This window comes from Rhodobacteraceae bacterium IMCC1335 (assembly GCA_039640495.1).
In the GTDB taxonomy this organism is placed as follows: domain Bacteria; phylum Pseudomonadota; class Alphaproteobacteria; order Rhodobacterales; family Rhodobacteraceae; genus Thalassovivens.
Genome location: CP046864.1, coordinates 195,895 through 217,182, shown reverse-complemented (window position 1 = coordinate 217,182; position 21,288 = coordinate 195,895). Strand labels below are relative to the sequence as shown.

Here is a 21,288-nt window from a genome sequence, read left to right as displayed (position 1 = left end):
CAGGTTCTGATCTGCCGCTGCTCCAATTTTATATATAAAGGACTGCCACAATGGCCCCTAAAGTACTTGTTTCTGACAAACTCTCCGAAACCGCCGTTCAAATTTTCCGTGACCGCGGCATTGATGTGGATTTTCAACCCGATTTGGGCAAGGATAAAGATCGCCTGCTTGCGGTGATCGATCAATATGATGGGCTTGCCATCCGCTCGGCCACCAAAGTCACCGAAAAAATCATCAAGGCAGCCAAAAACCTAAAAGTGGTTGGCCGTGCCGGGATTGGCGTTGACAATGTGGATAAAGAAGCGGCCAGCAAAAAAGGCATAATCGTGATGAATACGCCCTTTGGCAATATGATCACCACCGCCGAACACGCTATGGCGATGATGTTCGCTGTCGCCCGACAAATCCCCGAAGCCAATGCTTCGACGCAGGTTGGCAAATGGGAAAAGTCGAAATTTATGGGGGTCGAATTAACCGGCAAAACGCTTGGCGTGATTGGTGCCGGCAATATTGGGGGCATCGTCTGCGATCGTGCGCTGGGCCTGAAGATGAAAGTGATCGCCTATGATCCGTATTTGGGCCAAGAAAAAGCCGATAAAATGGGCGTTGAAAAAGTTGATCTAGAGGCGCTGTTAACCCGGTCCGACTTTATCACATTGCACGTGCCCCTCACGGATCAAACCCGCAATATTCTCAGCCGGGAAAATCTGTTGAAAACCAAGAAAGGCGTGCGCATTATCAATTGTGCGCGGGGCGGTTTGGTGGATGAAACCGCGCTCTCTGAGCTGTTGCAATCGGGCCATATCGGGGGCGCCGCCTTTGATGTTTTTGCGGTAGAGCCGGCGATTGAAAACCCGCTCTTTAATCTGCCAAATGTGGTTTGTACGCCGCATCTGGGCGCCGCCACCACCGAAGCGCAAGAAAACGTGGCGCTGCAAGTGGCCGAGCAAATGTCAGATTACCTTTTAACGGGCGCGGTCAGCAACGCGCTCAACATGCCATCGGTGACCGCAGAAGAGGCCAAAGTGATGGGGCCTTGGCTGCTTTTGGCGGGGCATCTTGGCAATTTCATCGGCCAATTGACGGATGAGCCGATCAAAGCGGTGAATATTCTTTATGACGGCTCTGTGTCAAAAATGAACCTAGACGCGTTAAATTGCGCAGCGATTTCGGGAATCATGAAAAAGGTCAATCCTGATGTGAATATGGTCAGCGCGCCAGTGATTGCCAAAGAGCGGGGCATACAAATCAGCACGACCAATCAGGATAAATCGGGCGCTTTTGAGGGATATATCAAAGTCACCGCGGTGACGGATACGCGCGAGCGCTCGATTGCGGGCACCGTTTTCAGCGATAAGAAACCACGGTTTATCCAAATCAAAGGCATCAATATTGATGCCGAGATTGCGTCTAATATGCTCTACACCACCAATAAGGACGTGCCCGGCATTATCGGGGCTTTGGGCCTGACCTTGGGGACCAATGGCGTGAATATTGCCAACTTTACGCTGGGGCGTGCTGCATCGGGCGGTGAAGCCATCGCGCTTTTATCGGTGGATAGCGGCGTGCCCGCACCCGTGGTCAAGCAGCTGAAGGAAACAGGTTTGTTCCAACAGGTCAGACCTCTGAGCTTTGAGGTTATTAAAAGCTGATCCACTATATGACAGGCGCGGCAAATCTGCGCCTGTCATGGCGCGGCAAACCTCTCGCTTTAGGCTGTGAAATGCTGAAATCAAAAGGAGCAAATGATGAGTGATATGCTTTATGCCATCGGCGATGTGCACGGCCAATTGGCGCAGCTTGAAACGGCCTTGTCGCTTATTGAAAAAGACGGCGGCGCTAAGGCAAAAACGGTGTTTGTCGGGGATCTTGTGGATCGCGGCCAAGACAGCCGCCGCGTGATCGAGTTGATCATGGACGGGGTGGCAGCGGGCCGCAATTGGACAGTTCTAAAAGGCAATCATGACCGCATGTTCGACTGGTTTATGCAAACGCCTTTGCGACAGGATCCGCATTTGCAAATTGGCCATTCTTGGCTTCACCCCAGATTGGGCGGCGATAAAACACTCGCCTCTTATGGCATAGATGCAAGCGAGGGGCGGCGGTTATACGAAGTGCAGCGCGAAGCGTTTGACGCAATTCCCCCAGCGCAAATCGCGTTTTTGCGCGCTTTACCCCTTACCTACCAGCATGCCAATTGGTTTTTTGTGCATGCAGGTATACGCCCCAATATTCCCTTATTCGAACAGCTCGAAGATGATCTTTTATGGATCCGTGAACCCTTTTTAAGCTATCAAGATCGCCATCCTTTGATGGTGGTGCATGGGCATACGGCCCTGGATGCCCCGGCGCATTTCGGCAATCGCATCAATCTTGATGGCGGCGCCGGATACGGGCGGCCGCTGGTGCCGGTGGCCCTCAACGAGAAGACGATGCGCCCGCTCTGTTAGGCCCGCCATGTCAAAATGCTTGCACTGCCTCGGTCTTTTATCGTAGGGCAACGGCCATGTTTACTATTGCGGCCCTTTATCATTTTACCCGTTTTGACGATCCGGCCAGCTTACGCGCGCCGCTGCAATCGACCTGCGAATCCCTGCAGATCACCGGCTCGCTTTTGCTAGCTGCAGAGGGGATTAATGGCACGGTTGCCGGAAGCGCGTCCAACATAGCAGCGCTCTTAAAAACCTTGCGCGCACTGCCCGGTTGCGCAGCCTTAGAGCATAAGGAAAGCACCGCAACTCTGCCACCCTTTCCCCGTATGAAGGTAAAGCTTAAAAAAGAGATCGTCACCATGGGCCAACCAAATGTGAACCCTCGGGCGCTGGTTGGCCATTACGTAGATCCGGCGCAGTGGAATGAAATAATCAGCGCCCCCGATGTAGCGGTGATTGATACGCGCAATGATTATGAAGTTGCGATCGGTAGCTTTGAAGGGGCTATTGATCCGCAAACACACTCGTTTCGCGACTTCCCCGACTGGTGGGAGGCCAATAAAGAGCGGTTTCACAACAAACGCATCGCGATGTTTTGTACCGGCGGTATCCGCTGCGAAAAGTCAACCAATTACCTGCTCGGGCAAGGCGTTGAGAATGTCTATCACCTCAAAGGTGGCATCCTGAAATATCTTGAAGACGTGCCAGAAGAAAATAGCAAATGGCAGGGCGATTGCTTTGTGTTTGATGCCCGCGTATCGGTGCAGCACGGGCTGGCCGAGGGTCCCCATCAGCTGTGCTATGCCTGCCGGCGGCCGATCTTGCCCGATGATAAAAAGCGCCCAGAATATGAGCATGGGGTTGCGTGCCACCACTGCTCAGTTCAAACCAGCGAGAGCGATAAAGACCGTTTTCGCGAGCGTCAAAAGCAAATTCACCTCGCCCGCGCGCGCGGTGAAACGCATATGCTGGGATATGATGGCAGCTAAAGCTGCAACGCCGATTTCGCTCTAACTCGCATACTATTGGCAGCCGCGCGCGGCTCAGGCGAAGACCCCCGACCAATAAGGTAGAAAAAACCGCCGTAAAAGCCGTTGCCTTTCTGTGCAAATCAGCCGAAATTAGTGGCTAAATTAGGCAAAGGAACCGTTTTCATGGGTAATATATTGGCAATTGATCAAGGCACCACCTCCAGCAGGGCGATCGTGTTTGATCAGGCAATGACGCCCATTTCTGACGCACAAGAAGAATTTAAGCAGCATTTTCCGCAAAGTGGCTGGGTAGAGCACGCGCCGCAAGATCTCTGGGATACGACAATGCGCACCTGCCGCGCCGCGCTGTCAAATGCCGATCTTAATGCGCGCGATATCGCGGCTATTGGGATTACAAACCAACGTGAAACCACCGTGGTGTGGGACCGCCATACTGGCGAGGCCATTCACAAAGCCATCGTCTGGCAGGATCGGCGCACTGCAGCGCTCTGCGCAACGTTGCGCGCTGAGGGTCATGAAGCCATGGTCACCGCACAAACCGGCTTGCTGCTGGATCCTTATTTTTCGGGCACCAAGCTGAAATGGATTTTAGAAAATGTTGAGGGTGCAAAAGCAAAAGCCAAGGCCGGTGATTTGCTGTTTGGCACGGTAGACAGCTATTTGATCTGGCGCTTAACGGGCGGCGCAGCGCATGTGACTGATGCCACAAATGCGGCGCGTACGATGCTCTATGATATCCATAAAGGGGCCTGGAGCACAGAGATTTGCGCCCTCTTAGATATTCCGTGCAGATGTTGCCAGAGGTGCTAAACAGCGCCGATCATTTTGGCGAGACTACGCCGGATTTGTTTGGCAGCGCGATTCCCATTTTAGGCGTGGCGGGCGATCAGCAAGCGGCCACGGTTGGGCAGGCATGCTTTCAGCCCGGGATGCTGAAGTCAACCTATGGAACAGGGTGTTTTGCGCTTTTGAACACGGGCGATACGCCTGTAACATCCAGCAACCGTTTGCTAACAACGATTGCCTATCAGTTAAACGGCAAACCCACTTATGCACTTGAAGGATCTATTTTTATCGCCGGCGCCGTGGTGCAATGGCTGCGCGATGGGCTGAAAATAATAACCGATGCTCCGCAAACGCAAACGCTGGCAGAGGCGGCTGATCCTGGCCAAGATTTGGTTTTGGTCCCTGCTTTTACAGGGCTTGGCGCGCCTTATTGGAATGCCGAATGCCGCGGCGCAATCTATGGGTTAAGCCGCAATTCCGGCTCCGCAGAATTCGCCAAAGCCGCCCTAGAAAGCGTTGGGTTTCAAACCCGGGATTTGCTAGAGGCGATGCAGGCGGATTGGCCCGGCGATGCTGCAACGGCCGTGTTGCGCGTGGATGGAGGAATGTCTGCCAGCAATTGGACCATGCAGTTTTTAGCCGATATTATCGGCGCTGCAGTGGATCGGCCAGAGGTTTTGGAGACGACCGCGCTGGGCGCCGCTTGGCTTGCCGGCATGCAGGCCGGAACTTATCCATCCCAAGAGGCGTTTTCAAAAACATGGGCCCTGCAACGCCGCTTTGAACCGGCTATGGACGCAGAAGCGCAAAGCGCCAAATATAACCGTTGGAAAACCGCGGTTCAAGCGACGCTCAGCGTTTAAGCCTGCCGCTTAAATACCACAATCAACGATCGCCTTGGCCAAGATGGGTACGGTTTTTTGATTGAGGCCGGCGATATTCAAACGGCTGTCACCCACCATGTAAATCGCATGTTCCTCGCGCAGCCGGGCCACTTTATCCGGGGTGGTTCCCAAACGCGAAAACATCCCACGATGCTGGGCTAAAAACCCAAACCGATCAGAACCAGACAGGCGCTGAAGCTCTTCGGATAACTGTTCGCGCAGCCCCAACATCGACAAGCGCACCTCTTCCAATTCGGCGGCCCAATCTGCGCGCAGATCAGGATCGCTCAGAACCATGGTCACCAACCTTGCGCCATGATCCGGCGGGAATGAAAAATTTTGCCGGTTTAAATAGGCGAGCGTGCCCTGATTGAGCCCCCGCGCCGCTTGATCATGTGAAACCACCATCAACAGGCCCGTGCGCTCGCGATAAATCCCGAAGTTTTTTGAGCAGCTGGCCGCAATGATCGTTTCGGGCACCGATTGCGCCAAAAGGCGCGTGCCAGCGGCATCCTCTTCCAGACCATCACCAAAGCCTTGATAGGCGATATCCACCATTGGCGTGGCACCGGTTTTGTGCAGCAGATCGATCACCGCCTGCCATTGCACCGCGTTCAGATTTGCCCCTGTCGGGTTGTGGCAACAACCATGCAGCAAAATCACATCCCCTGGTTTGGCCGCCGAAAGATCCTGTAGCATAGCCTCAAAATCTACACCGCGCGTCTCGCCATCAAAATACCGGTAAGGCATCACCGGCATGCCAAGGAATTTTAGAATAGACAAATGGTTTGGCCAGGTCGGGTCTGACACAAAAATGCGCGCCTTAGGATGCGCCATTTTGATCAGTTCAAAAGCCTGTCTGACAGCGCCTGTGCCCCCCGGGGTTGCGGCCGCCGCCACGCTGGCTCTTGGCACCGCATCGCCCAGCACCAGATCAACCATCACGTCGGAAAAGCGTGGATCCCCCAAAAGGCCAACATAGGATTTCGTTGTTTCTTGCTGCCACAGCTGATGCTCTGCGGTTTTAACCGCCCGCATCACCGGCGTGATCCCCTCGGCATTTTTATAAACCCCAACCCCAAGATCAATTTTTTGATCGCGCGGATCTTCTTTATACGCTTGCACCAAGGCCAGAATTTTATCTGCCGGTTGTTCTACGAGGTCTTGAAACATTATGTCTTTCCTGTGGCTATGGGCAAGGTTGGAAACATGCCCCATTCGGTCCAGCTGCCGTCATATAGGGAATGGTCTGTTTTGCCCATACGGGTTAATCCTAAACTGAGAATTGCGGCCGTCACGCCCGAACCGCAGCTGGTAATCACTGGTTTGTCCAAATCGACACCGGCTTCCACAAAAACCTGCCGCATCTCATCCGGTGATTTCATCGTATCATCTGCCTTCAGCAAATCTTTGTAGAACACATTTTTTGACCCCGGAATATGACCGGCGCGCAAACCTTGGCGCGGCTCAGGGTCTGTGCCGTAAAAGCGACCCGGCGAGCGCGCATCCACGATCTCAGACTCTCCCAGTTTTGAGGCCGCCGAAACTTGCGTGACATCCTTAACCATATGGTTTTGGCGCCGTACCATCATATGGCGGTCGCGCAAAATAGGCGGCAAATCTTCTACGGGATAGCCCTCTGCCTGCCATTTGGGAAAACCGCCATCAAGAACGGCAATATCCATTTGACCCATCAATTTGAACAACCACCACACACGCGGCGCGGAAAACAATCCAGAACCGTCATAAACAACTATTTGATGCCCATCACCCACGCCCATGGCACGCATACGCGACATAAATTTTTCTACCGGAGGAACCATATGCGGCAAATCTGAGCGGTGGTCGCTGACATCATCAAGATCAAAGAAGCGCGCGCCCGGAATATGCGCGCGCTGATACTCGGCAAAAGGGTCGCGCTTAGAGCCGGGCAAATACCACGACGCATCCAAAACCCTTAAATCAGGATCTTTTAAATGCGCGGCCAGCCATTGCGTTGAGACAAGGGTTTTGGGGTCATCGCGGGTCATAATAAACCTCACTTATTGCTTTTGTTTTTGCCTACTACTGTCTCTATACAGGGGCAAGAGCGGGTTCGGCAATTGTCCCTTTTATAATAAACCGATTGCTCCGCGACGCTACTCGCTGTGGCGCAGCAAACGCTGTTTTTGTCGCCCCCAATCCCGTTTGGCCTGATCGGCGCGCTTGTCATGATTCTTTTTGCCTTTGGCGATACCAATTTTCAGCTTCACTTTGCCGCGATGGTTAAAATACATCACCAAAGGCACCAAAGTCAGGCCTTTGCGCTGGGTATCGGCCCATAGCCGTGCCAGCTCTTTGCGGCTGACCAGCAATTTGCGCCGCCGCCGTTCTTCATGTCCAAAGGTCTTGGCCTGCTCATAAGGGGCAATATAAGAATTCACCAACCACAACTCGCCAGCATCCACGCCTGCATAGCTTTCGGCAATATTGGCGCTGTTTACCCGCAGTGATTTCACCTCAGAGCCCAGAAGCATCACACCACATTCCAAATCACCCTCGATCGCATAATCAAAACGCGCGCGGCGGTTTTCAGCGATCACTTTATAATTCGGGTCAGATTTGGAATTTGCCATGGCATGGCCAGATACACGGCCACAGCTTCTGTGTCTATGGGCTGGTGCCCAAACTGTCTAAAATTATGGCGCCCAATCGCGCATGCGCTGTTTGCGCCAGTAGAAAAAACTAGACCTTGAACCGTTTATCAGCAAGATGGATCTACGCAGCGGTCACCCGCCAGCCCCTCTTCAAACCAGAAAGATACGCAGCATGAAAGATGATAATTTTCTGAAAGAAAATAACGCCCGCCATTTATGGCACCCGATGGGCCATCCGGGCGACTCGCTGGAAACGCCGCCGCGTATCATCACCGGGGCGCAGGGCGTTTATGTGAATGATATTGACGGGCATTCCGCGATTGATGCCGTTGGAGGCCTATGGTGCGTTAATCTAGGTTATTCCAACAACCCGATCAAAGACGCGATCGCCAAACAGCTTTACGATCTGCCCTATTCCTCAAATTTTGCCGGCTCAACCAACCCATGCGCGATTGAGGCCTCACTGGCGGTGCGCAATATGTTTGCCGAAGATGGGATGGCGCGGGTCTTTTTCACCTCGGGCGGCTCTGACTCAGTAGAAACCGCGCTGCGCCTATCGCGCCAATATCACCGACTGCGCAACGAACCCACCCGCACCAAATTTCTCTCGTTGAAAAAAGGGTATCACGGCACGCATTTCGGGGGCGCCTCGGTCAATGGCAATAACCGCTTTCGGATCAATTACGAACCGCTGATGCCGGGCTGCTTTCATCTGCCCAGCCCTTATACTTATCGCAATCCCTTTGATGAAAAGGATCCAGCAGCTTTGGCGCAGAAAATCGCCGCCAGTTTTGAAGATGAAGTCCTTTTCCAAGGCGCGCAAACCATCGCCGCCTTCATTATGGAGCCAATCCAAGGCGCTGGCGGTGTGATTGTGCCGGATGCCTCATTCATGAAGCTGATGCGCGACATTTGTGACAAATATGGAATTTTGATGATTTCAGATGAGGTGATTACCGGCTTTGGCCGTACCGGCGATTGGTCGGGTGCGCGCCATTGGGGCGTAAAGCCTGATATGATGTGTTTGGCCAAAGGCATTACCAGCGCCTATTTTCCCGTCGGCGCTGCATTGATGAGCGAGAAGGTCGCCGAGGTGTTCGAAAAGGACAGAACGGGCGAGGCAGGTATTTATCATGGCTATACCTATTCAGCGCATCCGGTCGGAGCCGCAGCCGTGGTGGCCTGCCTGCAGGAAACCCTGCGTCTCGATACAAAAACCAACGCGGCAGCGCGCGGCACTCAATTGTTTGAGGGGGTGAAAAAGCTCGCCGATAAATACGATATTATTGGCGATATACGCGGCGGCGAAGGGTTGATGGTCGGCATTGAAATTGTTAGCGATAAAGCCAAGAAAACGCCGATGGATGGCGCAACGATGACGCGGCTGCATCAAGCCACGTTTGAGGCCGGCGCATTGGTGCGTTTGGGCATGCATAATGTGCTGATGTCTCCCCCTTTGGTGATTACAAAGGCAGAGGTGGATGGCATTATCAAGGCACTAGACCAAGGCTTTGCCAATTTATAACTCAATCGCGCGGGCTTGCGGTCAGGTTCAGGATTTTTTCAAACCGACCCGGTTGCAACCCCCCCAACTGCCAAGGTCCAATTTGCGCCCGGATTAAGCGCAGCGTCGGAAAGCCCAGCGCAGCAGTCATCCGGCGTACCTGACGGTTGCGCCCTTCGCGCAGACTTACCTCCAACCACGCCTCCGGCACCGTTTTGCGAAACCGAACCGGCGGGGTTCTTGGCCAAAGATCGGCCGGCGGGTCGATCAAGCGCGCCTGCGCAGGCAAGGTCTTTCCATCTTTCAGCAGGATGCCTTGTTCAAACCGCTCAAGATCTGATTGCCGCGGCGCCCCTTCCACTTGCACCCAATAGGTTTTGGTCATTTTATGTTTCGGGTTGGAAATCCGCGCCTGCAGCTTGCCATCATCGGTCAAAATCAACAAACCTTCGCTGTCCCGATCAAGCCGCCCCGCAGGATAGACAAACGGGATATCGATAAAGGCTGACAGCGTCTTTCGATCACTGCCCGCGTTGCCCTTATCGGTAAATTGCGACAGCACATTATAAGGTTTGTTGAATAAAACGATCACAGGGTCAATCCTGGCGCGGGGCGGATCTCGCCAGTGTGCAGCCCGCTCCAATTGACGATGGGCGCATGCATACGTTTCAGCGTTGCAGGATGCGCGGGCGGCAAGGCCCCCAAAGCGCAGAGCAGAGCCGCAATCGCGCATTCACTGGCGCGGGTGCTGCCATCCAATATTTTTACCGCGATGCCAAAGCGCTTTTGGGGGATAATGGCGACGAAAACGCCTTCGGCGCCCGTTTTGACCACCGTGCCGCCCTGCATGGCTTGCATCAATTCAGTGCAGGCGCGGCCCTCACCCGCCACCAAATCCGGATACTGCGCCATCGCGCCGCGCAATCGTAAAGCCGCCTGTGAAGCAACATCAATGCGCGCCTCAGCGCTGGCGAACCAAGCCATTGCCCGCGCCAATCCAAGCAATGAAGTGGCAAAATTGGGCGCAGAACATCCATCAATCGCGTGCCCCGGGCTGGCGGCATCTGTCACCTGCTCAAAAGCTTCTAAGCAGGCGCGCTGCACCGGATGCGCAATGTCAGTATAGGCATCATCGCCTTTTAAAAACCGACCCAGCGTTAAAAACCCGGTATGCTTTCCCGAGCAATTATTATGAATTTGACAGGGTGCTTCCTGCGCCGCTTGCACGCGCCGCTTTTCATCCCGGTCCCGGGGTGGCTGGGCGCCGCATCGCAAAGCTGTTTGGTCATATCCCAATGCCTGTAACCAGGCGCTGACCCGGCTGGTATGAATCTGTCCGCCTTGATGCGACGCGCAAGCCAGCGCAAAATCTTGCTCTGCAAGCCCATAGTGATCGCCCGCGCCTGAGCTGAGCAAAGGCAAGGCTTGAATCATTTTGGCAGAAGAGCGCGGCAAAATAACCGCGTCAGGATCCCCCCATGATTTTACAATTTGTCCGGTTTCATCACAGATCACAGCGTGGCCCAGATGTAGGCTTTCCAAAAATGATCCGCGCCAGATTTCACATAAAGCTTCAGGGGCTTGCATTCTTCTCTCCAGATAGTGATTTTTTCAGCAAAATCTTGCCAAGAGGGCTTTCGCTAAAACACAGTTTAAGGCTAATGTGGTTTTGTCGAGAATGTAATGGGATTTTCCCGTAAATGGTCATTAAGCACCATAGAACCTATAGGTCGGCGCTACCGGCTTATGACGGAGGCAAGAAATGAAGAGCCTGTTAAGAACCGCAGTGTTGGCCACCAGCCTTTTGGGCTTTGCTGGTGCAGGTTGGACAGCCGAGGGTAAGGCAACCCGCGTCTCAGAACATGGAGATTGGGCTGTGTTTGTGGATAAAAGCCCAAAAGAATGTTGGAGCGTGTCGCTGCCCAAGAAAAGCGTCAACACGCGCGGCGGTCGGACCGTTTCGGTAAAACGCAGTGATATTTTATTATTTGTATTCTTCAGCCCAGCAGGAAAAGTATCCGAACAGGTGACCTTCACCGGGGGATATCCTTTCGCAGAGGACAAAGCGATCAAGCTGAAAGTGGATGATAAGTCGTTCAAATTGTCACTGATCCAAGGCGAATGGGCCTGGGCCGGCTCTTCTGAAGAGGATGCACAACTGGTCAAAGCCATGAAAGCGGGGGGCACGGCAACGTTAACAGCAATCTCCAAACGCGGCACCCAGACCGTTGATACGTTTTCGCTAAAAGGCTTTACCGCCGCCAGCGACGCGGCAAAAAAGAACTGTAGCGAATAATTTCCAAAACCCCGGCCTTTGCCTAACCGTATAAATAGGCTATGCGGGCCGGGAAACTGTTGGAAAGTTATAGCTGATGTCGGTCAACGCTCCGATCACCCAAGACGTATTGACCCTGCCCCGCAAGCTGCCAGAGGGCCCGATAAATTTGATCGGGCTCACCCGGGCCGCCTTGCGCGAGGCATTGATTGCGCAGGGCACGCCCGATAAACAGGCCAAAATGCGCGCCGGGCAGATTTGGCAATGGATTTACGCCAAAGGCTGCCGTGATTTTTCGCAGATGACCAATCTGTCAAAAGACTATCGCGCCAAACTCGCCGAAACCTTCGCTCTTGAAGTGCCCAAAGTGATCACGCGACAAATCTCCAGCGATGGCACGCGCAAATATCTGGTGCGCATAGCTGGCGGGCATGAGGTAGAGATCGTTTATATTCCCGAAGAAGATCGCGGCACTTTGTGCATTAGCAGCCAAGTGGGCTGTACGCTCACCTGCTCTTTTTGCCATACTGGTACGCAAAAGCTGGTGCGCAATCTATCCGCCGGAGAAATCATTGGCCAAGTCTTGGTGGCCCGCGATGATCTAGGCGAGTGGCCGGAACCGGGAAATCCGCCCAACCCGGTGCGCCTGCTTTCCAATATCGTACTGATGGGCATGGGCGAGCCGCTGTATAATTTTGACAATGTGCGCGATGCGATGAAGATCGCGATGGACCCCGAGGGCATTTGCCTGTCGCGGCGCCGGATCACGCTGTCAACATCCGGTGTGGTACCCGAAATTGCCAAAACCGCCGAGGAAATCGGCTGTCTGCTGGCAGTGTCCTTTCACGCCACGACCGATGAGGTGCGCGATAAATTGGTGCCAATCAACAAGAAATGGAATATCGAAACATTGCTCAGCGAATTGCGCGCCTATCCGAAACTGTCCAATTCAGAGCGCATCACTTTTGAATACGTGATGTTGAAAGGTGTGAATGACAGCGATGCTGATGCCCGCCGATTGCTAAAGCTGATCAAAGGAATTCCGGCGAAGATCAACCTGATCCCGTTCAACGAATGGCCCGGCGCGCCCTATCAACGCTCGGACCGCGCGCGGATCAAAGCGTTTTCGGATATTATTTTCAATGCTGGCTATGCCAGCCCGATCCGGCGCCCGCGCGGCGAGGATATTATGGCGGCCTGTGGGCAGTTAAAATCGGCGACCGAGCGGGCCCGCAAAAGCCGCAAAGAGATCGCCGCAGAAACCGGGTTATGAGTGGCTTGCGCCCTGCAAAGTCCGTTTTTCAATAAGATATCCGTAAAGCGTGCTCAGACCGCTAGCGCCATATAGGGTGAGGGTCCAAATTTACAGCAAACCAAGGATCATCGCGGGGACTACAGCGCCATTCAAAGCTGAAACCCAGGAATCTGCGGCAGAAATGCCGAAATGCACCAGCACTTCAACCCCGGCTAACAGCAATATCTGGCCCTTTATCTCGCTGGTTTTCCGCCAACTTTCGCGCAGGCTCATATTTTTGCCAATAGCCGCGGCAGGCAGGCACAGGCTGATCCGACGCCCAAGCCATATAAAAGAAACAGATTTTGTAAACCAAACAAGCCATAAAAGGGCGTTAAGCGCCGTGATCGCAATGGGATCTTGAAGCGCCATAAAAACAAGCGCTAGTAATTTATGGAAACCATCCAAGCCTTGCGGATCGATAAAATTTCGGATGAAAATCAATAAAATAATTGTCACGGCGATAAAGATAAGCGTAATTTTTATAACTTTGATAATTTAAAGCCAAATGACTGACCGATTGAAAATCGGCCCTTCAACGCCGAGCATAATATAGCTGTGCCAGAGAACCTCAATCACTGCCAATAAAAAAGCGGCAACTAAAATGAAGCCCAAGATCAGACCAAAGGCCCTATATTACCCATCAGATTTAGAGAATTTGCGCGTTCCTCTTGCAATACTGTTCCAATGATTTTCCAAATCATCACGATTTGTAACAGCGCATAAACGGCAAAGACCGCCGCGGTAAGCCGCAAATAGCGCCTCAATTACCCAAAAGTAGTAAAATTGAAAAAGTAAATAACCGAAGCCCCAACATACCAAATACACCTTTGAACAATAGACAAAAGCCTAGCAGTGCTGCCCCAAAAAACAACTTTAAAAATAGACTTTTAGCCCAAACGACGCTTGCGGGCAGCAAGTAGCTTCAAGCGCAGCGCATTCAGCTGAATAAATCCGGCCGCGTCGCTTTGATCATAGGCGCCAGCATCCTCTTCAAAGGTCACATGCGCCTCGGAATAAAGCGAGTGTTCTGACCAACGGCCAACCGTGCGCACCGAGCCTTTGTAAAGCTTTAGACGCACCGTGCCGGTGACATGTTCTTGGCTTTTATCAATCAAAGCCTGCAGCATTTCACGCTCGGGGCTGTACCAAAACCCATTATAAATCAGCTCGGCATATTTGGGCATCAGCTCATCTTTCAAATGCGCCGCGCCACGATCCAAGGTGATTTGCTCGATACCGCGATGCGCTTCCAGCAAAATTGTACCGCCCGGGGTTTCGTAAATGCCGCGCGATTTCATGCCAACAAAGCGCCCCTCGACCAGATCCAACCTACCAATGCCATGCGCGCCGCCCAGAGCATTCAGCCGAGTGAGCAGCTGCGCTGGCGACAGCGTTTCGCCATTTATCGAAACCGCATCTCCCCCCGTAAAACCGATTTCAACAAATTCGGGTTTATCGGGTGCATCTTCAGGATTAACCGTCCGCTGATATACGTAATCCGGCGCATCCAAGGCGGGATCTTCCAAAACCTTGCCCTCCGATGAGGTATGTAGCAGGTTGGCATCGACGCTAAATGGTGCCTCGCCGCGCTTGTCTTTAGCGATGGGGATTTGGTTCTCTTCGGCAAACGCGATCAGTTTTGTGCGGCTTGATAAATCCCATTCGCGCCAAGGCGCAATCACTTTGATATCAGGGTTCAGCGCATAAGCCGCCAATTCAAAGCGCACCTGGTCATTGCCCTTGCCGGTTGCGCCATGCGACACCGCATCGGCGCCCGTCGCGGCGGCAATTTCAACCAAGCGTTTGGAAATCAACGGGCGCGCAATGGACGTGCCCAGCAAATACAGCCCCTCATACAGCGCATTGGCGCGAAACATCGGAAACACAAAATCGCGTACAAATTCTTCGCGCAGATCCTCGATAAAAATATTTTCCGGAGCGATCCCCAAAAGCTCGGCCTTTTTACGCGCCGGATCCAGCTCTTCACCTTGCCCCAAATCAGCCGTGAACGTCACCACTTCACAGCCATATTCAACCTGCAACCATTTCAAAATGATCGAGGTGTCGAGGCCACCGGAATAGGCCAATACAACTTTTTTGGGCGCACTCATAGCATAGTCCTTTGCGGTTTTGATCGGGGCGATATCGGGTTTTGACGAAAGGAGCAAGGGAGCCTTGGGCTTGCGCACGCGCAAAATCTGCCGCAAGACTAACAAATGACCGATTTTCAATCTCTTGCCCGCGCCGCCGAAGCCGAAATGCGCCACGTATTTGCCGAAACACCGCTGCAAAAAAACGAGCATCTCTCGGCTATATTTGACGCCGATATTTGGCTGAAACGCGAAGACCTTTCTCCGGTGCGCTCCTACAAGCTGCGCGGCGCATTTAATGCGATGCGCAAACGCCCAGATCAACGCAGTTTTGTTTGCGCCAGCGCAGGGAATCATGCGCAGGGCGTGGCCTATATGTGCCGGCATTTTGATGTGACCGGCACGATTTTCATGCCAGTCACAACGCCGCAGCAAAAAATTCAGAAAACAAAGATTTTTGGCGGCGAAAATGTGTCAATTCAATTGGTGGGTGATTATTTTGACGATTGTTTGAAAGCCGCGCAAAATTTCTGTCAAGAACAAGGTGCGCATTTTCTATCACCCTTTGATGATGCGGATGTGATCGAAGGCCAAGCCTCTGTGGCCGTAGAGATCGAACGGCAATTGGGCAGCACCCCGGATCATATTATTCTGCCTGTGGGCGGGGGCGGCTTGTCCTCAGGTCTGCTCAGCTATTTTGGCACCACAAGCCAATTTACTTTGGTCGAGCCGTTGGGTGGAGCCTGCCTTTGGGCCGCTTTGATCGCGGGCAAACCGGTCAAGCTGGATAAGGTGGATACGTTTGCCGATGGCGCTGCGGTGGGCCAAATCGGCCAGCGTACGTTCGAATGCTTAAAAAGTATCGGATTGGCCAATGTGCTGCGGATTCCCGAAGATCGGATCTGTATCACCATGCTTGAAATGCTGAATATCGAAGGCATTGTATTGGAGCCAGCTGGCGCCTTGGCCATCGATGCGCTGAAAGATCTCGGTCAAATGATCCGTGGTCGCAAAGTGATTTGCGTCTCTTCGGGGGGAAATTTTGACTTTGAACGGCTGCCAGAGGTGAAAGAGCGCGCGCAGCGCTTTGCCGGCGTTAAAAAATACTTGATTTTAAGAATGCCGCAGCGCCCCGGTGCGTTGAAGGAGTTTTTGAATTTATTGGGCCCCGATGATGATATCACGCGTTTTGAATATCTGAAAAAATCTGCGCGAAACTTTGGATCAATCTTGATCGGATTGGAAACCAAAAACACCGATGGTTTTGAAGCTTTTTTTGCCAGCCTCGAGGCCGCCGGCTACACTTATTCTGACATAACAAATGATGAAACGCTGGCACAATTTGTCATTTAAACTTGAACCTACAATGCGATATTCTGAAAAAAGACCGCCTTGGCCCGTTCATAAGAGCGCTGCAAACGTTCGAAATAGGACCGAATTTTTTCGGCAGATAAGCCCGTTTCCAACGTAAAAAAATCGGGCTCACACAGCCGAGCCAGTTCAAAAAACCCCAAATTCAACGCACTACCGCGAATGAAATGTAACAGATCGCGGATCTCATCCAGCTCTGTAAGCTCAAATACTTCTGGTAAACTGCAGTCAATTTCTTCAAAAAACAACCCTACCACATCGGCAAAATCTTTTTGTCCCACCTCTCGGCGCAGATCTTCAATACGCTCCCAATCTATCATGCTCTCACTCCCATCCCAGCGTTATGATTGAGCAAAAGATTAAACCAGGAGTGAATATCTAAAATTTTAAAAGGCCAAATTTTAGTCTTTCACAGCCGATTAAGAGCTTAGGGTTTACAACCGCCCAACATAAGGGGCGCTTGCAATGTGTCAGCCATATCCGAAGCTTAAGGCCAGCAGACCACCACCGGTTCTGCGCGCGATCAAAACGGTGCTGATCGTTGATGACAGCGCTGCGCAAAGGCGCATCGTAGCAGGTTTTCTGACCGGCTGGGGGCTTCACAGCCTACAAGCCAGCAGCGCCAAAGCGGCAATTCGCTTATTTAAAAAACATCGTCCCAACATCATTCTAAGCGATTGGATGATGCCAGAAATGAACGGGCTCGATTTATGTGACACGCTGCGCCAAATTACCCCAGACCTGTATATTTATTTTATTTTGCTTACCTCGCGCTCGACCAAAGCCGAGATGCTGTACGCCTTTCAAAAGGGCGCTGATGATTTTCTCAGCAAGCCGATCGCAGTGATCGAACTTCACGCCCGCGTCACAGCAGCGGCGCGGCTTCTTTACACCCAGCGGAAGTTGAAACTCAAAAACCGACAGATCAAAGCGGCGCTGCGCAAAACCCAAGCTTTGAATGCCGCAATGGATAAAGATCTGCTTGCCGCGCAGCAGCTTCAAACCGCGCTTATCCATAACAAGCATCGCCGCTTTGGTCGGTTCGACTTCACAGCCCTGGTGGAAAATGCAGGCCCTGTTGGAGGGGATTTGGCGGGGTTTTTTACCATAGGGGCAACGCATATAGGGTTTTATATTGCCGATGTTTCGGGGCATGATATCAGCGCAGCAATGCTGACGGTGCGCATTGCAAATTTTTTTTCGACCGAGGCTTTTGGCCAAAATATCGCCGTACAGCGCCTTAAAACGGGCCAAATATGCCCGCGCCAACCGCATGATATTTTACAAAGCATAAATCAAATCATACTCAAGGAGGTTACAACCGACCATTACCTGACCATGATATCGGGACTGCTAGATTTAACCTCGGGGCGCCTTTGTTTTGCCCAGGCTGGTCACCCTTACCCAATTCTGCAGGCAAAAAAGGGCATGTTTCACCATATTGGCCGTGACAGCCTGCCAATCGGCATTTCGCAAACGGTACGCTATCAAGATCATCACTTGCAGTTGGCTGCGGGCGAGCGTCTGATTCTTTATTCGGACGGGTTTAGCGATGGTGTCTATGACCAAAATACCGCGCTTGGAAAAGAAGGGTTGCAGCCGCTTTTTGCCCGCGTTCAACATCTGCATGGGCCCGCTCTCACCCATAATATTTTAGAAAATATACATGCCATCCGCGATCAAACACCCCTGGTCGATGACCTGTCGGCGCTGATCATCACGCATCGCGCCGCTGGCGCATCTGGGCCTGAAACATCTGAATAAAAGCCCGATCTCCAGGATTCACCAAAAGCTCAAACGCCGCCTCGATTGGTATTAAGTGATCTTCATGGCCAGCCTCGGTTGGATCGCCAAGGCGCAACACAGGATCTGCGCGATAGACCAAACATAGCTTTTCAGCCCAGAGGTCATATTCAGGCATGAAAACAAACCGTCGAAAGGCGCCAATATGGCGCGGCCGGGCGATTTTCCAACCAGTTTCCTCCATCACTTCACGGTGCAGCGCGGTGATCGGATGCTCACCTGAGTCAATACCGCCGCCCGGCAATTGAAATTCGGGCTCAGGTTCCGCCTGATGAGTCAGTAAAAGCGCATCACCATAAGGCAAAATCGCATAAACGCCACGCCGAATCTGATAGCGGCGATCGGTTTGCGGGGTTTCTCCATAGCGTCTTATCATTCCAAGCTCCTTTTGATCCAACTCCGCGGCTGCTTGCCCAGTCTTACGAGACAGGATATGGCTCCGCAAGAAAGATAAGGAATGCCTATGAAAAGCGGATCGCAAATTGCGTGGGACGACACTGTCCTACCCTTTCAACTTGATGCCTGTGACATGCGGGGCCGGATAGCGCGTCTTGATGGCGTTTTGGATGGCGTCCTACAGCAACATAATTATCCGCCCGTGGTCGAGGCTTTGGTGTCTGAAATGGCGCTACTGACAGCTTTAATCGGGGAAAGTATAAAGCTGCGCTGGAAGCTTTCATTGCAAGTGCAATCCAAAGGCGCTGTGCGCATGATCGCAACCGATTATTACGGCCCTGAAACTGAAGGCGCGCCAGCGCGCATTCGCGCCTATGCCAGCTTTGATGAAGCGCGACTGACCGACGGGCCGATTTTCGACCAAATTGGCGAAGGCTATTTTGCGATTTTGATCGATCAAGGCGCAGATATGACGCCCTATCAAGGCATAACTCCGCTTGTGGGTGGCTCGCTTTCCGCCTGTGCAGAGGCCTATTTTGCGCAATCAGAACAGCTGCCAACCACGTTTAAGCTCTGCTATGGAAAATCGCAGGCCCCCGATCAGCCCGCGCAGTGGCGAGCAGGGGGTATTATGATACAACATATGCCTAAATCCAGCCTTGAGCCTGCGATGGATGAGGGCGGATCGGGCGATGGCGGTGTATTAATGGCCAATGATATTATAGATGCCGATGACAGCGATAACTGGAACCGCGTGAACATCCTGTTAGACACTGTCGAAGAGCTGGAAATGATTGGGCCAGTGATCCAACCCTCGCAATTGCTGCTGCGGTTGTTCCATGAAGATCGGCCAAGAGTGTTCAACGCCCAAGCCGTACGCTTTGGATGCACGTGCTCGCAAGAGCGGGTGCGCCAATCCCTATCGATTTATTCGGCAAAAGATATTGCCAGCATGACCACAGAAGACGGTCTGGTAACCGCAGATTGTCAATTTTGCGGCGCACATTATCAGTTAGACCCAACCAGTGTAGGGTTTCAGGCGGGGCAAGATGACAGTGCCCCCGCATGAGCTGCGCGCGCACTTACTGACAGCACTAGGGCGTTCGCAGGCCGCCTCTTCGGATTTTGATCTGATGAACCCTGTCTCAAGGGGACAGCGCGCAGCACCCCTGCGCGACGCGGCCGTGTTGATCGGTGTGTATAGTAGCGTTGATGGACCCTATGTTTTGCTGACTCGCCGCGCCGCACATTTAAAGCATCATCCGAATCAAGTCGCTTTTCCAGGTGGTAAAGTCGAAACAAAAGATGCCCATATTCACGCAGCCGCACTGCGCGAAGCGCAAGAAGAGGTTGGGCTCAATCCTGAAAATATCGAGATATTGGGCAGCTTGGCACAGCATAAAACCGTTACCGGCTTTTCCGTCACGCCCGTAATCGGGCTTATTTCCAACCCGTTTACGCCGCAGATTGATCCCTGCGAAGTGGCCGAGGCCTTTTGGGTTCCGCTGGCGCATCTGACGCGGGTGGAAAATTTTTCGATCCATCAACGGCGCTGGCAATCGCAAACGCGAAAATACTATGCTATTCCTTTCGGTCCGTATTATATATGGGGTGCAACGGCGCGCATTCTTCGGGGGTTGGCAGACCGGCTGGTATGAACATCATTCAGGCAGACTGGCTCAAAAAGCCTGGCGTGGAAAAAATTACACGGCTGTTAAGCGACGCTGGGTTCGAAATTTATTTTGTCGGTGGTTGCGTGCGCAACAGCCTGCTCAACAGGCCCGTCGATGATATCGATCTGGCCAGCAACGCCCGGCCAGAACAAATTCAAACTTTGGCGCGCGCCGCCAAGCTAAAAACCATTCCAACCGGTATTGAACATGGCACTCTCACGGTGATCAGCGAGGGTACGCCCTATGAAATCACCACGTTTCGTCAAGATATTGAAACCGATGGCCGCCGCGCCACAATTCAATATGCCGATAGCCTTAAAAGTGATGCAAAGCGGCGCGATTTTACGATGAATGCGCTTTACGCTGATGCAAACGGCAAGATCTACGATCCGCTGGATGGGCTTGCCGATCTGAAAGCAGGGCATCTGCGTTTTATCGAGAATGCCGAGCGGCGGATTACCGAAGATTACCTGCGCATTTTGCGGTTTTTTAGGTTCTCGGCCTGGTATGCCAATCCAGATTTGGGCTTTGATCCTGATGCTCTGGCCGCGATTGCAACCAAAGGCGAAGGCTTATTGGGGCTTTCTAAAGAACGCATAACCAAAGAATTGTTGAAATTGCTGGCAGCCCCAAGCCCCGCCCCCGCGGTGGCAGCGATGCGCATCACCGGAGTGCTGCAGAATGTTTTGCCCGGATCTGATGATAGAGCCCTTGCGCCATTGGTTTACTTTGAAAGCCTCTATGAAGCTCCGATTGACCCGCTTCGGCGGCTTGCCGTGCTGGGCGGGGGGCAGGTTGAAGCACATCTGCGCTTGAGCAAAGCCCAAAGCAAAACCCTGGCTCTGTTGAAAACCCATATAGAGGCGATGACAGAAGCGGGCGAATTGGCCTATCGGTGCAGCGCGCCGATTGCTTTGGATGTTTTACTGCTGCGCGCCGCGCTTTTTGAAACGCCGGTCTCAGAGCCTGACTTGGCCGCAGTGCAAACCGGTGCCAGCGCGCAATTTCCAATAACCACAGATGATCTGATGCCCCTTTATACTGGCTCAGCGCTCGGCAAAAAACTGCGCGCCTTGGAACATATCTGGATCACCTCTGGGTTCCGGCTGGATAAGGCGGCATTGCTGCGCGCCTTGGATCCTAAATAGT

At 52.7% G+C, this 21,288-nt stretch carries 20 protein-coding genes and 1 pseudogene; 12 read left to right on the top strand and 9 right to left on the bottom strand.

Features of this window, described 5'->3' with window-relative positions; all coding sequences use genetic code 11:
• Positions 1-50: 50 nt before the first annotated feature.
• The 4 genes and pseudogenes from GN241_00995 to glpK all read left to right on the top strand — a co-directional run bounded on the left by GN241_00995 (position 51) and on the right by glpK (position 5,073).
• Positions 51-1,652: a phosphoglycerate dehydrogenase gene (locus GN241_00995; GenBank protein XAT56063.1), complete on the top strand. Its 1,602-nt coding sequence runs from the start codon at positions 51-53 to the stop codon at positions 1,650-1,652.
• 96 nt (positions 1,653-1,748) lie between these two features.
• Complete coding sequence (locus tag GN241_00990; protein XAT56062.1) at positions 1,749-2,450, top strand: serine/threonine protein phosphatase; 702 nt, start codon at positions 1,749-1,751, stop codon at positions 2,448-2,450.
• 56 nt (positions 2,451-2,506) lie between these two features.
• A complete protein-coding gene (locus GN241_00985; GenBank protein XAT56061.1) occupies positions 2,507-3,421 on the top strand; it encodes a rhodanese-related sulfurtransferase in 915 nt (304 codons plus the stop codon).
• Between the two features lie 165 nt (positions 3,422-3,586).
• Positions 3,587-5,073 (top strand): annotated as a pseudogene (gene glpK, locus GN241_00980) (glycerol kinase GlpK).
• Positions 5,074-5,082: 9 nt separating this feature from the next.
• Here the strand turns inward: glpK and GN241_00975 are convergent.
• The 3 genes from GN241_00975 to smpB form a co-directional block, all read right to left on the bottom strand.
• Entirely contained in the window at positions 5,083-6,267 is a 1,185-nt protein-coding gene (locus GN241_00975) for an aminotransferase class I/II-fold pyridoxal phosphate-dependent enzyme (protein ID XAT56060.1), read from the bottom strand.
• Positions 6,267-7,124 (bottom strand): 3-mercaptopyruvate sulfurtransferase, encoded by an 858-nt coding sequence (gene sseA / locus GN241_00970; protein ID XAT56059.1) that lies wholly within the window; start codon positions 7,122-7,124, stop codon positions 6,267-6,269. The genes GN241_00975 and sseA overlap by 1 nt, the downstream gene beginning before the upstream one ends.
• Positions 7,125-7,232: 108 nt before the next feature.
• Entirely contained in the window at positions 7,233-7,709 is a 477-nt protein-coding gene (gene smpB, locus GN241_00965) for an SsrA-binding protein SmpB (protein XAT56058.1), read from the bottom strand.
• A 193-nt stretch (positions 7,710-7,902) separates the two neighbouring features.
• Here smpB and GN241_00960 point away from each other — a divergent pair, with 193 nt between their 5' ends.
• Positions 7,903-9,255, top strand: a complete 1,353-nt coding sequence (locus GN241_00960; protein ID XAT56057.1) for an aminotransferase class III-fold pyridoxal phosphate-dependent enzyme — start codon at positions 7,903-7,905, stop codon at positions 9,253-9,255.
• Between the two features lies 1 nt (position 9,256).
• On the opposite strand, the gene GN241_00955 is transcribed toward GN241_00960, so the two are convergent.
• Together GN241_00955 and GN241_00950 are read right to left on the bottom strand one after the other, a co-directional pair.
• Positions 9,257-9,967 (bottom strand): pseudouridine synthase, encoded by a 711-nt coding sequence (locus GN241_00955; GenBank protein XAT56056.1) that lies wholly within the window; start codon positions 9,965-9,967, stop codon positions 9,257-9,259.
• Positions 9,823-10,821, bottom strand: coding sequence for an asparaginase (locus tag GN241_00950; GenBank protein XAT56055.1), 999 nt, complete (start codon positions 10,819-10,821; stop codon positions 9,823-9,825). Before GN241_00950 ends, GN241_00955 begins: the two co-directional genes overlap by 145 nt.
• Positions 10,822-10,996: 175 nt before the next feature.
• On the opposite strand from GN241_00950, the gene GN241_00945 reads away from it, so the two are divergent.
• A complete protein-coding gene (locus tag GN241_00945; GenBank protein XAT56054.1) occupies positions 10,997-11,530 on the top strand; it encodes a hypothetical protein in 534 nt (177 codons plus the stop codon).
• Between the two features lie 76 nt (positions 11,531-11,606).
• A complete protein-coding gene (rlmN, locus tag GN241_00940; protein ID XAT56053.1) occupies positions 11,607-12,782 on the top strand; it encodes a 23S rRNA (adenine(2503)-C(2))-methyltransferase RlmN in 1,176 nt (391 codons plus the stop codon).
• 90 nt (positions 12,783-12,872) lie between these two features.
• On the opposite strand, the gene GN241_00935 is transcribed toward rlmN, so the two are convergent.
• Entirely contained in the window at positions 12,873-13,262 is a 390-nt protein-coding gene (locus tag GN241_00935; protein XAT56052.1) for a hypothetical protein, read from the bottom strand.
• Between the two features lie 431 nt (positions 13,263-13,693).
• Positions 13,694-14,917: an argininosuccinate synthase gene (locus GN241_00930; GenBank protein XAT56051.1), complete on the bottom strand. Its 1,224-nt coding sequence runs from the start codon at positions 14,915-14,917 to the stop codon at positions 13,694-13,696.
• A gap of 105 nt (positions 14,918-15,022) precedes the next feature.
• Here GN241_00930 and ilvA point away from each other — a divergent pair, with 105 nt between their 5' ends.
• Positions 15,023-16,249 carry a threonine ammonia-lyase IlvA gene (gene ilvA / locus GN241_00925; GenBank protein ID XAT56050.1) on the top strand — a complete coding sequence of 409 codons (1,227 nt, stop codon included), beginning with the start codon at positions 15,023-15,025 and terminating at the stop codon, positions 16,247-16,249.
• 8 nt (positions 16,250-16,257) lie between these two features.
• Here ilvA and GN241_00920 read toward each other — a convergent pair whose 3' ends face one another.
• The gene (locus GN241_00920) at positions 16,258-16,587 is read right to left on the bottom strand and encodes a hypothetical protein (GenBank protein XAT56049.1); all 330 of its coding nucleotides are present in this window, start codon (positions 16,585-16,587) and stop codon (positions 16,258-16,260) included.
• Between the two features lie 145 nt (positions 16,588-16,732).
• Between GN241_00920 and GN241_00915 the strand changes: the two genes are divergently transcribed.
• On the top strand, positions 16,733-18,031 hold the full coding sequence (locus tag GN241_00915; protein ID XAT56048.1) for a SpoIIE family protein phosphatase: 1,299 nt from the start codon (positions 16,733-16,735) through the stop codon (positions 18,029-18,031).
• Here GN241_00915 and GN241_00910 read toward each other — a convergent pair.
• Positions 17,985-18,446 carry an NUDIX domain-containing protein gene (locus GN241_00910; GenBank protein ID XAT56047.1) on the bottom strand — a complete coding sequence of 154 codons (462 nt, stop codon included), beginning with the start codon at positions 18,444-18,446 and terminating at the stop codon, positions 17,985-17,987. The two genes, GN241_00915 and GN241_00910, sit on opposite strands and share 47 nt — an antisense overlap.
• Before the next feature lie 87 nt (positions 18,447-18,533).
• Between GN241_00910 and GN241_00905 the strand changes: the two genes are divergently transcribed.
• Genes GN241_00905 through GN241_00895 form a run of 3 tightly spaced genes read left to right on the top strand, consistent with a single transcriptional unit; the run spans position 18,534 to position 21,287 of the window.
• A complete protein-coding gene (locus tag GN241_00905; protein XAT56046.1) occupies positions 18,534-19,535 on the top strand; it encodes an Hsp33 family molecular chaperone HslO in 1,002 nt (333 codons plus the stop codon).
• The gene (locus GN241_00900) at positions 19,516-20,124 is read left to right on the top strand and encodes a CoA pyrophosphatase (GenBank protein ID XAT56045.1); all 609 of its coding nucleotides are present in this window, start codon (positions 19,516-19,518) and stop codon (positions 20,122-20,124) included. Before GN241_00905 ends, GN241_00900 begins: the two co-directional genes overlap by 20 nt.
• Positions 20,121-21,287 carry a CCA tRNA nucleotidyltransferase gene (locus GN241_00895; protein ID XAT56044.1) on the top strand — a complete coding sequence of 389 codons (1,167 nt, stop codon included), beginning with the start codon at positions 20,121-20,123 and terminating at the stop codon, positions 21,285-21,287. The genes GN241_00900 and GN241_00895 overlap by 4 nt, the downstream gene beginning before the upstream one ends.
• Position 21,288: the final 1 nt, after the last annotated feature.